Annotated in this window: 11 protein-coding genes; 7 read left to right on the top strand and 4 right to left on the bottom strand. The window is 41.0% G+C overall.

Going from position 1 to position 14478, the window contains the following annotated elements; translation table 11 throughout:
- Positions 1-38 precede the first annotated feature (38 nt).
- Positions 39-347 (bottom strand): DUF493 domain-containing protein, encoded by a 309-nt coding sequence (locus NYR17_RS08010; RefSeq protein ID WP_302505198.1) that lies wholly within the window; start codon positions 345-347, stop codon positions 39-41.
- Positions 348-455: 108 nt separating this feature from the next.
- Here NYR17_RS08010 and NYR17_RS08005 point away from each other — a divergent pair, with 108 nt between their 5' ends.
- Positions 456-1964, top strand: a complete 1509-nt coding sequence (locus NYR17_RS08005) for an FMN-binding glutamate synthase family protein (RefSeq protein ID WP_302505197.1) — start codon at positions 456-458, stop codon at positions 1962-1964.
- Between the two features lie 614 nt (positions 1965-2578).
- On the opposite strand, the gene NYR17_RS08000 is transcribed toward NYR17_RS08005, so the two are convergent.
- Complete coding sequence (locus NYR17_RS08000; RefSeq protein ID WP_302505196.1) at positions 2579-2773, bottom strand: hypothetical protein; 195 nt, start codon at positions 2771-2773, stop codon at positions 2579-2581.
- Positions 2774-2995: 222 nt separating this feature from the next.
- A complete protein-coding gene (locus tag NYR17_RS07995; RefSeq protein ID WP_302505195.1) occupies positions 2996-4720 on the bottom strand; it encodes a hypothetical protein in 1725 nt (574 codons plus the stop codon).
- 299 nt (positions 4721-5019) lie between these two features.
- Between NYR17_RS07995 and NYR17_RS07990 the strand changes: the two genes are divergently transcribed.
- From NYR17_RS07990 to NYR17_RS07965, 6 genes are all read left to right on the top strand, one after another.
- Positions 5020-5898, top strand: a complete 879-nt coding sequence (locus NYR17_RS07990) for an IS982 family transposase (RefSeq protein ID WP_164881936.1) — start codon at positions 5020-5022, stop codon at positions 5896-5898.
- A 99-nt stretch (positions 5899-5997) separates the two neighbouring features.
- A complete protein-coding gene (locus NYR17_RS07985) occupies positions 5998-7527 on the top strand; it encodes a T9SS-dependent choice-of-anchor J family protein (RefSeq protein ID WP_302505194.1) in 1530 nt (509 codons plus the stop codon).
- 457 nt (positions 7528-7984) lie between these two features.
- Positions 7985-9433, top strand: coding sequence for an asparagine--tRNA ligase (gene asnS / locus NYR17_RS07980; RefSeq protein WP_302505193.1), 1449 nt, complete (start codon positions 7985-7987; stop codon positions 9431-9433).
- Between the two features lie 2 nt (positions 9434-9435).
- A complete protein-coding gene (gene rpoN, locus NYR17_RS07975) occupies positions 9436-10905 on the top strand; it encodes an RNA polymerase factor sigma-54 (RefSeq protein WP_302505192.1) in 1470 nt (489 codons plus the stop codon).
- Between the two features lie 229 nt (positions 10906-11134).
- Complete coding sequence (locus NYR17_RS07970; RefSeq protein WP_302505191.1) at positions 11135-11743, top strand: DUF3575 domain-containing protein; 609 nt, start codon at positions 11135-11137, stop codon at positions 11741-11743.
- Positions 11744-11745: 2 nt separating this feature from the next.
- Positions 11746-11949 (top strand): hypothetical protein, encoded by a 204-nt coding sequence (locus NYR17_RS07965; RefSeq protein ID WP_302505190.1) that lies wholly within the window; start codon positions 11746-11748, stop codon positions 11947-11949.
- 142 nt (positions 11950-12091) lie between these two features.
- On the opposite strand, the gene NYR17_RS07960 is transcribed toward NYR17_RS07965, so the two are convergent.
- On the bottom strand, positions 12092-14308 hold the full coding sequence (locus tag NYR17_RS07960) for an NADP-dependent isocitrate dehydrogenase (RefSeq protein WP_302505189.1): 2217 nt from the start codon (positions 14306-14308) through the stop codon (positions 12092-12094).
- Positions 14309-14478: the final 170 nt, after the last annotated feature.

The following is a 14478-nucleotide window of genomic DNA, read 5'->3' as shown; positions in this document are numbered from 1 at the left end:
TCTTCTCTTTTTTCTTTAAAAAGGTGTGGTAGAGCGGTTTAGAGCATCATCACGCCATCTATTTTTTCTACCGCTTTGTAGAGGTTGATCACTTGTTCAGAGTCTAATACAAAAGCCTGAATGCTGGCAGAGATGTACTTTCCGTTTTTGCTCTCACGGGTAGAAACGGTATTTTGAGTTTCATCAAATACTTTATAAATTTCGGTAAGTTTAGCCGCATCATTCGGGATGATGAATTTGAATAAATATTCCGTAGGGAATTGGTGTACTTCATTCAATTTTTCCTTTAACGAGGCATAAAATTGCTCTGGGCTTTGCCCTTGTTCGTCTTCAAAAACTTCTATCATTTTATTTGGTTTTAAGCGTTGATAATTAAGCAAAGGTACGAAAAAGATTTGTTCTATCCGCTAAATTATTGCTACCTTTGTATCTTAACACAAAAGATTGACAATCCAATGAGAAAACAATTTATTTACTGGGGGCTGTTGTTGCTCATCGTAGTGTGGGCGGTGGCTTTATGGCTGAAGGCTTATTATTGGCTGGGGACATTGCTCACCATTATTTATGCCGTGGGGATTTATAACACCTACCAAACCAAGCACGCTATTCTTAGAAATTTCCCTGTGCTGGGCTATTTTAGGTACTTTTTTGAAAGTATTTCTCCAGAGATGCAGCAATATTTTATTGAAAGAGAGACTGATGGCAAGCCTTTCCCAAGAAACCAACGCTCGGCAGTGTACCGCAGGAGCAAGAATATTAGTGATACGGTGGCTTTCGGGACACAGTTAGAAATCAACAATAGAAAATACGAGGGTGTTAAGCACTCCATCTACGCCAAGGCGCCTAAAGAAGAGCTACCGCGCGTTTTGGTGGGCGGTAAAGATTGCAAACAGCCTTATAGCGCCTCGTTGCTTAATATTTCAGCGATGAGCTTTGGGGCGTTGAGCGACCGCGCACAGATTGCCCTAAACCGAGGGGCTAAAAAGGGCAAGTTCTTCCATAACACAGGTGAAGGAGGCATCTCGCCTTACCATTTAGAGGGCGGCGATTTATGCTGGCAGATAGGAACAGGCTATTTTGGCTGTAGAGATGAGCACGGGCATTTTAATCCAGCGCTTTACGAAAAATACGCCAACCTTCCGAATGTGAAAATGGTAGAGCTAAAGCTTTCCCAAGGGGCAAAACCTGGGCACGGTGGCGTGTTGCCAGCGGCTAAAAACACACCAGAGATTGCCGCGATACGGCATGTAAAACCAGGCATTACCGTGCTCTCTCCACAAGGGCACTCTGCGTTTTCTGATGCGGAGGGCTTGTTAAGATTTATTAAACAACTCCGAGACCTGAGCAACGGCAAGCCTGTAGGCTTTAAGCTCTGCATTGGCGAAACCAAGGAGTTTGAGGAAATCTGCGAAAAGATGAAACAACTGGACATCTACCCAGATTTTATTACCATAGATGGCGCCGAAGGCGGCACAGGAGCGGCACCACCAGAGTTTTCAGATGGGGTAGGGATGCCGCTGGAGCCAGCCCTTATTTTTGTGAACAATACTTTAGAAAATTATGGCATCCGTAAGGAGATGAAGTTGATCGCCAGCGGTAAGGTGCTCACAGCGTTGGATATTCTAAGAGCTTTGGCGATGGGCGCAGATATGTGCAACAATGCCCGAGGCTTTATGTTCTCGTTGGGTTGTATTCAGGCACTGCGTTGTAATACTAATGCGTGTCCTACGGGCGTTGCCACACAGAACAAAATGCTAATCAAAGGTTTGGATGTGACCGATAAAAGCGAGCGTGTGTACCATTTCCATAAAAATACGCTACACACTTGTAATGAGCTGATTGCGGCGGCGGGCAAAGAATCTTATGATGAAGTAGACGCCTCTATGTTTATGCGAGGTGATGAGTTTGAACACCTCTCTGATCTCTACTTCCCAGATGTGCTCTCCAGTGTGGTGCGGCGGTAGTTTTTAAGTGAAAACTAGTAATAAATTTAATGGTATAAACCCATGAATGAGAATAGTGCCGATATTAGCAGGCTATATAAAAAGTTGCTAAGGCATACCAAAAAAGAGAAACTTTCGTTTCTCTTTTTTTTGGTTGGTGCTATCAAATATGTTTGATTGATGTGAGTGGTTTTATATAGAAATTTTATTTTTAATATTTATTAAGTTGTTTTTTGGGAAGGATATAAAAGGATAGAATGTGATATGATGGGTGTACAAATTATAAATATTTTGCCTTTTTGTATAACCTTTTTTATTTTGGGATAAAAAGCCTTGGTATCGCTTTTTTAGGTTAGAGATCGTGTGTAGATTAAAAGATTAAATGGTGAGAGTTGTTTTTATCAATACCATTATTTTTTTTCATAATCCTTTTTATAAGTGAAAAAAATGGAGATATAGACTAAATAGCCTTTTTGCCCTTGGTAATCAGGATGCTAAACCGAGTATAGTTAATTTTTTTGAAGAAAATAAACAGTTTGGCGGGGGGGTATAGTGGAGCTTTTAGTGTAACCGTATAAAAAACCCGCGCAGGCAAAGCCTGCGCGGGTTACAACTAATGGAAAACTTAGTTTATATTACTTGATCAATTGCTTAAAGCAAAGTGAGAAATATTTAGTACCAGAAATACTATTAGGAATGGCTTGGTTCAAAGTGTTAACTCTATACTCAAAAGAAGTCCCTTGTTCTGCACCAGCTACTATATATTGTCCTGTAGCGGCATAACTGGTCTGGAAAGAAACTCTTGCCAATTCTACCCACTCATTCCCCATATTAAAATCTTTTGGGGGTAAAGTACGATTATATCTATTCAGAGATATTTATAAGCATAAGTTTTATTTTCCACCTAAAGGAATATGAATTTAGATACAACAATAAAAACAAAAACTGGTATCTTTGTCTATGTAAGCAGATAAGAAATAAACCTCTTAAATTATCTTGAACTTTTTTAATATCCAAAAAGGGATACAATACAGTATCCCTTTTTGATTAAATTATTGGTGATTATTAAAATCCAAATACCATTGATTATTGAACTCAACAAATGTTATAATTGTTTCCCATCTTGATGCACTATTATTACCAAACATAACTTTTCCATTAGTTATAGAATATCCTTTAGTAGAACGTATATCCTTATTAGAAACATTGCTAAAATAGACCGCACCAGAGCTACTACCAAAACCATTCCCGCGAACGATATAAAACTTAATAACTCTTGCTGTGTTATCATTTGACTGGTTAGGAGGTAGGGTAATATTAGTACTATAGGTTCCTTGTGTGGTTATATCATTAATAACATATAGGTCCTTAGGATCATTAATATTAGACAAATCTATTTTTGCAGTGTTTGAGCTTGTGTCAATAGTGTAAGATTTATCTAAGGTTAGACCGCTACTTTTACTTGGTAAACTATTAACTACCCCTAATACGCCATTATTATCAACAACCAAGGTTTTAGTAGCCGTAAAGGTTTGGTCTTTAGCAGTAGAAAGGGAGCCATCTGGCTTCGTGCTAATGGCATTAGCAGCGCCGTTGGTTGGGAGGTCTGTAATTCTCGCTGTACCTTTTACTTGTAGGGTTTCTGTTGCTGGAGTGGTGCTGTCTGTAGCAATACCTACACGCTTAATTTGTGTTGATGTAGCGTTGCCCATACCTGTACCAAAAATAACATTACCAATGTTAAGCTGTCCATTAGTGTTGTCTTTTAGTCGGGAGGCAGCCCCTATAGCGATGTTATTACTACCGTTGAGTAAGCCTTCTCCAGAGTTTCTACCTAAAAAGATGTTGCTGTCCCCAGATTTGAATGTATCAGCAGCTGTAGTTCCATCATTTAGAGTATAGTTCTTAAGGAAGATGTTGTGTTGACCGCTGGTCATATTCTCCGCTACACGGTAACCTAATGCAATGTTAAACACAGGGTTAGTCGCTTTCTCTAGTACAGCTGTCCCTATGGCAATGTTACCATTAGCTTTAGTTACCTGACCTAGTGCCTTAGTTCCTATCGCCACATTGGTACCGCCATCTTGTAGTTTCATTAGGGTACGGTTACCCACGGCAGTGTTTTGGATCAATAGAGTTGTAGGAGCTGTAGGATTTACATCTCTCATAGACTCCTCACCTATCGCCACATTTTGTCTGATGCTAACGCCGTTATATAGTTGCTTAGGGTCTACATCTTTAGCGATCGGGAGGGCATTGTAACCCAACGCCACATTACCACCAGAAGGGTAAGTGCGAGAATTCGCACTATCGTACTGAGTGATAATACCAGAAGGCACATCATTCACTCTAAAAGCTAGGGCGTTGTCATCTAAAGTTCCTACAAAGTTTTTCTTTTGATCAGTTCCATTGTTACCCCAAATATGCCAATCTACGGGAGCTTTACTAGTAGAAGACATAGCGATCCATTTGTCTTGCACAGAATCAAAGTAATAGTAACCAGTGGCCTTCACATCTACAGTTTGTCCTGCAGGGGCGGTATCTGCTGCGGTTACATAAACTACTGCACCGTTCTGGGCAGCAGCATAGGTTTTGGCTCTTAGCTGCTCACCGGTAATTCTTGGTGCTATAATTCCATCAAATTTAGAAGTATCAGTAGGCGCTCCTACTACATCTAAAGTCGCTTTTGGTGTTGGTGTGTTTATCCCCACATTTCCTTCTTGTGCTGCGGCAAATGCAAACGAAAGGAGACCAACTAATAATAATTGTTTCTTCATTTGTTTATGGTTGTGTATTAAATTTCAAAGTGCAAAGTTACATTTTTTTAATAAAACAACCATCTATATCATTGTTTTTTTTATGTTAATTAAGATAAATTTATACTTATTGGCATTATTTTCTTTCAATTAAAATAGGTTAAATACCTTTTGTATAGCGTGTTTAGCGGTATATTATTGTTTTTTATTGAAGACTTATTTATTTTTAGCCCCTTGTGCATTTAGGAAAAAAATTAAAAAAAGATTGTTCATTCGACTAAAAAGTCGTATATTTAATTAGTTATCAATTGATTAAATACATGAACAATCTTATACAAAACTACAAAATTATTTTGAAAGAACTGAAAGAAACTTGCAAAAATATTCCTACTAAAAAGAAAATCCGAAAACCGAAATTGTCTGATATGGAATTAGTGGCACTGAATATTACCGCAGAATATATGTCAATAAACTCTGAGCTTCAGCTATTTAGATGCATCGCTGGAACAGAATTAGACAGCAAAATAGAAAGAAGCGTTTACAACAAAAGAAAACGAAAACTTTTTTCATACATCGAAAAAATAAGGAAGACCCTAAGTGAAAAATTCTCAGATTTTACCGATGTTTTTATCGTAGATTCAACCCCTATTGAAATTTGTAAAGTGAGTAGAGCCCATCGTTCCGCCATCTGCTCCACCGATGAAATACACCCCTCATTTGGGTATTGTGCTGCCAAAAAATCAAAGTATTTTGGGTACAAACTTCATGCGGTTTGCGACAAAAATGGCATCTTTCATTCCTTTGATTTTACACCTGCTAATGTCCATGATGTCAACTACCTGAAAGACATCAAAGAAGACTTTAAAAACTGTGAGTTAATCGGGGATAGAGGCTATATCAGCAAGGAAATTCAACTGGATTTATTTAACTGTTCTAACATCAATTTATCCGTTCCGATGCGGAAAAACCAGCATGATTTTGTAGCGTTTCCAAAAGTCAAATCAAGAATTAGAAAACGTATTGAGACGAATTTTTCCCAGCTGTGCGGACAGTTTTTAATGGGCATCAACTTAGCCAAAACTTTTCAGGGATTCATTACAAGAATACTGTCAAAAATCACTTCTTTTACCATGATTCAGTATCTCAATTTTTTCGTATTCAAGAGAGATTTGAACAAAATTAAAGTGAATTTGTGCTAAATGCACAACGGGGATTTTTATTCTTTTTTATGATGAAAAGTCGGTTGTTTCAAAAATACTATATTTGCTATGCTATAAATAAAATAAAAAAAGAAGTATATGAAAAAACTATGGATTGTGGCATTGGGGCTTTCGTTAGGTAGCGCCCATGCACAGAGTTTTCAAGAAAATTTTGATGGTTTAGGCGTGGGGCTATCCCAGTGGGTCCTCTACAGTGATGGCGGCGTGCCTGCAGAAGCTGTAAAAGACTACCAAGAGCCGTGGGTAGAAAAAGATATGAGGCTCTACAACCTCAACCTGTTTAAAAAATACGCCATCTCTACCTCTTATTATGAAGATGAAAAGCAGCAGGCAGACCGCTGGATGGTTTCCCCAAAAATCAAGATTACACAAGACAACCATACCCTCTATTGGGAAGAGTACGGCGTGGATCCCTATAGCCCAGATGCGTTTAAAATCCTTATCGCAGAAAATGGCGGTACCACAAAGGCAGATTTTACCAAAGAAATCTATACCACAGACCAAGCCAGCGACCGCCCGACTTTTAAAAGTGTAGATTTACAAGACTACATCGGGAAGGAGGTAAGGGTGGCTTTCGTAAATCATTCACTGCAAGGCTTCCTCTTGGGGATTGACAACATCTATGTAGGCGGCAGCGGCATTGAAAATCCTAATCTCTTGGATTATAGCGCCCAGAGCCCGAGCGCCATTGAGATGAAATGGTATGGCAGTAAAGATGTAGAGCTCTACCTTGGAGAGTACAACCATGTGCCCCAACCCGCAGATCAAGGCATCAAAGTGAAAAATGATTACACCGTAATAGACCAACTGCCGGCAGGAACGCTCTGGCACGCCTACATTAAGGATAATAAGGAAAACGCAATGTGGATAGGACCTTATCCAGTGGCTACCGCCTATCAACTGCCTTATAGTCAAGATTTTGAAGGCGATTTATTGAAAGGCAACATCTATGTAGAAGAGTTTTCTGTGGTGGAGAATAAGTTTTTTGAAAACGGCGGACAGCGCTCTATGTTAGCCACTTCGGACCCTGATGATGTTACGATAAAACAATTCTATCTGCCCTCGGTATTCATCCCAAAAGGAAAGCAGGTGAACATAAAATTTGATATGCTACACCTGAATAATTTAGCAGAGCCTACCGTTTCTCTCGTGACTTATGATGTGCGTGGCAACCGCTTTAGCTACCTCTGGACTACCAAGATTAAAGATATAGACACCGCGGTGACCATCAATGAGCCTATTGGCACCTTTCAAGAAGATGGCACCTATCACTTGGCGTTGCTCTATTCTACCAATTATAACGAAACAGAGGATTATAATGTCTTATATATAGACAACCTCCAAATAGGCACGCCAGAAGAGTTGGCGGTAAAAGAGGCAGCGGCTGCGCCAGAGGTACATTTATACCCGAATCCTGCCACTTCAGAATTTAGACTTTCAAACGCCGATGAGGTGCTGTCTGTAGAAATCTACACCGTTGATGGCAAGCGGCTTTCTCAGCAAAAAGCGAGCACTTCCTATTCTGTAGCGGACTTACCTAAAGGGCTTTATTTGGTGAAAATCAATACTAAAAAAGGCACGGTAACCCAAAAGCTCATCAAGAAATAAACGGCATTTTCATTTTTGATATATGCCACAATAACGAGAAATGATTGAGGTTGCCAAGCCTCTGACAACCTCAATCTTTTTGCTGAATAAGCATTACTAAATTGAGATACTGAGTATGGTGGCTGTTGTTTTTTTACAAGAAAAATAAAGATTTGTCGTTGACTTTATATTATCGTTGGCTTTTGCTTGGCGGCTCCGCAGGAGCCGCCGAGCTTTTTTAACCTTGCTATCCTTTATTACATTTTTTTTAATCAATAAGTTAACGCCCAAAAAAAACTTGAGAATAAAAGTTTTGAACGCTCTTCCGCACATCCAAAAAGCAAAAAAATACATTTAAAAACCTATAAAATAAAGGTGATATAGAGCCCGCTTGCCTTCGCTCTATATAAAAAATGGCGGCAGATAGCAAAAATTAAGCCGTTTTTCATATTTTTGCAAGATATATAGAACATAGACAATGGAAAAACAAACGATAAAAGACATACTTAGCGGCTACAAAAGCCTACTCCATCATGATATTACCGTGCAAGGTTGGGTGCGCGCCTTTCGCTCTAACCGCTTTATTGCGCTGAACGATGGCTCCACCATTAAGAACCTCCAAGTGGTGGTAGATTTTGAAAAATTTGATGAAGAACTGATTAAAAATATCAACACTGCAGCATCGTTAAAAGTGACTGGCGAGGTGGTAGAAAGCCAAGGCGCAGGGCAATCGGTGGAGATTATCGCTAAGAAAATAGAGATTTTAGGCGACCATTTTTTTGAGGAATTGCAATCCACCATTTTGCAGCCTAAAAAACACTCTTTGGAAAAACTTAGAGAACAAGCCCACCTAAGGTTTAGAACCAATTTGTTCGGGGCGGTGTTCCGTGTGCGGAGTGCCGTAAGCTTCGCGATACACCAATTTTTTAACCAGCATCAGTTTTTCTACATCAACACGCCTATAATCACAGGTGCCGATGCAGAGGGCGCTGGCGAGATGTTCGGCGTGAGCAGCTTTGACCTTAACGCCCTGCCGAAAGATGAAAGTGGCGCAGTAGATTTCAGCCAAGATTTCTTTGGTAAGAAAACCAACTTGACCGTTTCTGGACAGCTGGAAGGCGAAACTGCCGCGATGGGCTTAGGGCGCATCTACACTTTTGGACCTACTTTTAGAGCCGAAAATTCCAATACCACAAGGCACCTCGCCGAGTTTTGGATGGTGGAACCCGAAGTCGCATTTAACGATTTAGAAGACAACATCGATTTGGCAGAGCAGTTTTTAAAATATGTGATCCAATATGTGCTGGACCACTGCCAAGATGATTTAGCCTTTTTAGACCAGCGTTTTGCCGAGGAACAAAAGCAAAAACCAGAGAAAGACAGAGCCAAAGAAGGCTTGATAGAAAAGCTGGAAAACATCGTGAAAAAACGCTTCAAGCGCGTGAGCTACACCGAGGCAGTGGAGATTTTACTCAACTCTAAGGAGAACAAAAAAGGCAAATTTCAATTCCCGATAGAGGGTTGGGGCGCAGATCTACAGTCTGAGCACGAGCGCTATTTGGTGGAAAAACATTTTGAGTGCCCTGTGGTACTTTTTGACTATCCTAAAGACATCAAAGCATTCTATATGCGCCTAAACGAAGACCAAAAAACGGTGGCGGCTATGGATGTTTTATTCCCAGGCATTGGCGAGATTATTGGCGGTTCTCAGCGGGAAGAGCGTATAGAAGTCCTCAGACAAAAAATGCAAGAAATGAATGTAGATGAGCACGAATTATGGTGGTATATGGACACTCGCAAATTCGGTTCTGTGCCACATTCGGGCTTTGGGTTAGGGTTAGAGCGCTTGGTACTTTTCGTAACGGGAATGTCCAACATTAGAGATGTCATCCCTTTCCCAAGAACCCCTAAAAATGCTGAATTTTAATTATGCTAAAACAGAATTTACAACTTAAATTAGGGCAAAAACTCGCGCCGCAGCAGATCCAGTTGATGAAACTCATCCAGCTGCACACCCTTGATTTTGAAAAAGAATTGGAGCGTGAGTTAGAGGAAAATCCTGCCTTAGAAAAAGCCGAGGAAGCCGAAACCATAGAGGATGAATATGCCGAAATAGCAGAACTCAATGATGAAGATTCTGAAAGCATAGAAACCGATTTTGATGTAGAGGAATACCTCTTTGATGATGAGCCTTCCTATAAAACTGCAGCCAGCAACTACTCGCCAGATGACGAGGAGTACGACCAGCAGAGCCTCCTTACAGAAGGGCAAACCATCTACGATTATTTGATGGAACAAATCCACCTCAGACGCATTGCGGGGGAAGACCTTGCTATTGCAGAATATATCATCGGCAATCTGGATAACGATGGCTATCTCCGTCGAGAGGTTAGGGCGCTGGTGGATGATTTGGCGTTTTCACAAGGCATCTATACCACGGAAGCCCATGTACTGGATATTCTCCTCAACAGGGTTCAGAAGTTGGATCCGCCAGGGGTGGGCGCCAGAGATTTGCAGGAGTGTCTATTGTTGCAGATTCGTTTTAAGTTAGAAACCAACCCAGATGAATATACCGAACTGGCAGAGGAGATTTTAGAAACGCAGTTTGAAGCCCTTACCAATAAGCATTACAAAAAAATAATGCAGCGCCTGAGCTGTTCTGAGGAAGAGCTGAAAGAAGCTTTAGATGAAATCAGCCATCTTTCGCCGCGTTTGGGAGGTAATTTTGATACGCAGACCATCACCATCAATCAGGAGATTATCCCAGATTTCACCATTCAAGTGAAAGATAATCAGGTGATTCCGTTGTTGAATAGTAAAAATGCACCGCAACTGCGCGTGTCTAATGAATACCGCGATATTCTGGACACCTACTCCCATGATAAAGAATCTAAGGAGCATAAGCAAGCAGCGCTGTTCATCAAGCAGAAATTAGATGCCGCCAAGTGGTATATTGATGCGGTAACGCAGCGACAAAATACTTTGATGCAGACCATCTCTGCCATCGTCAAGTTGCAGAAAGATTATTTTTTAACGGGAGATGACAAATCCCTCAAACCGATGATTTTAAAGGATGTGGCAGACATCACAGGCTTTGATATTTCTACGATTTCAAGGGTGGTGAAGAGCAAATATGCGGATACACCTAATGGCATTGTGCTACTCAAAGATTTGTTTTCGGATAGCTTAACCAATGAAGATGGCGAGGAAGTTTCTACCAAAGAAATTAAAACTTACCTCCAAGAAGTGGTGGATAACGAAAACAAGCGCAAACCTTATACAGATGATGCCTTAGTGAAAATTTTAAAGGAAAAAGGCTACAACATAGCCCGCCGTACCATAGCCAAATACCGCGACCAGCTGGATATTCCTGTGGCAAGGCTCCGAAAGGAATTGTAGAGAGAAAGCCGTTTCAATGTATTTTTGAGACGGCTTTTTTAATTTCACAAAGGTCTCTTTTATCATATAATAAGTTGTTGCTAAAAAAAAATATGATATAATGACCATTGTATGGCGGTATATTGAAGTGAATTCACTGAAGGGCGTTTTTGGGTTTTCCCATTTCAATATCGCAGCTGTAACAAACAATTAAAAACATTAGATAATTAAAAACATTGGTTATATTTGCATGATGAAAAAGAACGCTCAGCTCCTGTTTTTGCTTGGTTTGATGATGATGAATGCGCAAACTCGAGATACGCTATCAGCGGAACAGCCCCACGCCCTTTATATTAAAGGTAACGCGCTGACTTTGCCCGTGTTGGTGTTTAATTTTGGCTTGGAATATCAACTATCGCCGAAGTGGAGCCTGCAAGGTGATGCTTTTGCCTCGCCGTGGAAGTCTGTTAATGACAAGCATTATCAAATTTATATGGGGCATTTGGAGGGCAGGTATTATTTTAAAACAGCGCTAAAAGGCTGGTATGTGGGGCTTAATGCGGGTTTTGGGCTGTTTGATTTAACCAAATGGAATTATCTGCATACCAATAAATTTCAGCGGGGTTATAATTATATGTTGGGCGCTACGGTGGGCTTTCAGTACCAATGGAAAGACCGCTGGAATTTGGATGTCTTCTTAGGAGGAGGTAACTCTCAAGGTTTTTATCACGGCTACGAGCCCTCGGAGGAGCCGCCCTATTTTATGAAGCGCTATGAGCATCATCCCAAAAATTGGAACCGCAGCGGCGAGTGGTTGCTCTACCGTGGCGGCATTATGATATCCTATAAAATACAATAAATATGAACTTTAAAAATCCTAAATTTTACGCCATCGTAGTGCTGACTTTCGTGATTGTTTTCCTGATGAATTTCATTGGTAATGATGAACCGAATCGCTTAGAAAGTGCGCTATACAACGGCTTGGGCGGTGCTATCGGCATCAGTGTAGGCTTGTGGATCTGGTACCGCAATAAAAATGATGACATGCCACAGCATTTTGATTAAAAATTAGAAAACAGCGCCGTCTCATTTTGCTTTTTGTTTTTATGATGATGAGCGCTGTTTTGCATTAAGAGAAAAATAAAAATCGGTTTCAAGATGATTGAAACCGATTTTTTTATTCCATTAAAATTTTATTTTAATGCCATTATATCTGGTCGATAATCTGGTTTAAAGTGGCGGAAGGTCGCATTGCGTGGTAGGTTTTCGCCTCGTTAGGGTGGTAATAGCCACCGATATCCTGAGGTTTACCCTGTGCGCCAATCAGCTCCTCGTTGATTTGGGTTTCTTGGGCGTGCATCGCTTCGGCAATAGGTTTGAAGTGTGCCGCTAAGGCTTCATCTTTGGTTTGGTTGGCTAAGGCTTCAGCCCAATACATCGCAAGGTAGAAGTGAGAACCACGGTTGTCTATGCTGCCCAACTTTCTCGCTGGAGATTTGTCTGTGGCAAGGAATTTCGCATTGGCTTCATCTAAAGCATCGGATAGAATCTGTGCTTTAGGGTTGTTTTGTGTTTGTGCCAAGTGCTCTAAGCTGGCTTGTAGCGCCAAAAACTCGCCTAAAGAATCCCAACGCAGATAGCCTTCTTCTATAAATTGCTCAATGTGCTTCGGTGCAGAGCCGCCAGCGCCAGTTTCAAACAAGCCGCCGCCGTTCATCAGTGGGACAATGGAGAGCATCTTCGCTGAAGTGCCTAATTCTAAAATAGGGAATAAATCGGTAAGGTAGTCTCTGAGTACATTGCCAGACACAGAAATGGTGTCTTTGCCTTCTCTAGCTCTTTTTAGGGTAGCTGCCATGGCATCTTTCACATCCATAATTTGGATGTCTAAGCCTGTGGTATCGTGGTTTTGGAGGTAAGTTTTTACCTTTTTAATGACCTCTCTATCGTGGGCTCTGCCTTGGTCTAACCAGAAAATAGCTGGCGTATCCGAAAGTCTGGAGCGGTTAACTGCCAACTTCACCCAGTCTTGGATTGGGGCATCTTTGGTTTGGCACATTCTGAAAATATCGCCTTTTTCCACTTTTTGCTTTAATAGCGTTTGGTTATTTTCATCAAGAACTTTGATCACGCCATCGCCCTCCGCTTGGAAGGTTTTGTCGTGTGAGCCGTATTCCTCCGCTTTTTTCGCCATAAGCCCAACATTAGGCACGCTGCCCATAGTGGTAGGGTCTAATTTGCCGTGGGCTTTCATATCGTCAATCACCGCTTGGTAGAAGCCAGCATAGGAGCGGTCAGGGATGATGGCGAGGGTGTCTTCTTCTTTGCCCTCTTTGTTCCACATTTTGCCACCACCTCTTACCAAGGCAGCCATAGAAGCATCAACGATGATGTCACTCGGCACATGGAAATTGGTGATGCCTTTATCAGAATTAACCATAGCAACTCTGGCGTTTTCTTCTAAAGCACGGTCTATATCGGCTTTGATTTCTGCTTCTTGCGGTGTGCCTTTAATTTTATCAAAAAGGCTGGCTAAACCGTTGTTAGGGTTGATGTCTAAGGCTTTGAAAACCTCTGCATATTTCGTAAAAACATCGCTAAAGAAAGTCTCCACGATGGCTCCGAAAATAATAGGGTCAGACACCTTCATCATAGTGGCTTTTAGGTGAGCCGAGAGGAGGATATTTCTGTTTTTAGCCTCTTGGATGGCTTCTTTTACGAAAGATTTTAAGCTGTTGAGGTTCATCACAGAAGAGTCGATGATTTCGCCAGTTTGCAGCGGTGCTAAGTCTTTCAGTACCTTTTCAGAACCATCATTACCAAAGAACACGATTTTGAACTGTCCATCTTTTTCCACAGTGGTAGAAGTTTCGGTGCCGTAGAAATCGCCACTGTTCATATGGGCTACATCGGTTTGGCTTTGTGCAGACCAGTCGCCCATTCTGTGTGGGTTGGCTTTGGCGTAATTTTTAACGGCTTTGGGAGCGCGTCTGTCCGAGTTCCCTTCTCTAAGCACAGGGTTGACGGCGCTACCCAAAACTTTGGTATAGCGGGCTTTGATCTCTTTTTCTTGCTCTGTTTTAGGCTCAGCAGGGTAGTCAGGAATTGGGAAACCTTGCTTTTGGAGCTCGGCAATCGCTTCGTTTAATTGAGGAATAGAAGCGGAAATGTTAGGCAACTTGATGATGTTTGCCTCTGGCTTGGTGGCCAATTCTCCTAACTGAGCGAGGGCATCTGCGACCCTTTGGTTTTCAGGGAGGAAATCCGACATATTGGCTAAAATTCTTCCTGCGAGAGAAATATCAGGCACTGCAATTTCAATATTGGCAGTTTTGGTAAAAGCTTTTATGATGGGCAAAAATGAGTGTGTAGCGAGCATTGGCGCCTCATCTGTTAGCGTGTAGTAGATTTTAGATGTTGACATTATAGTTTATATTTTCTTGATTTACAGAGGACAAAAATAACGAATTTTTAGAGAATAATCTAAGGTCTATAAGATTTAATAGGTTTGTTATTTAGAATTACTATAAATAATACTTATTTTTTGAGTGGGTAAAGCAGAATTTTTAGAAGGTGTTGGTTATTTATTGGCTT

Origin of the sequence: Riemerella columbina (genome assembly GCF_030517065.1) — a bacterium.
Taxonomy (GTDB): domain Bacteria; phylum Bacteroidota; class Bacteroidia; order Flavobacteriales; family Weeksellaceae; genus Riemerella; species Riemerella columbina_A.
Note: the sequence above shows the minus strand (reverse complement) of the source record. Positions and strands in the feature narration are given on the sequence as shown.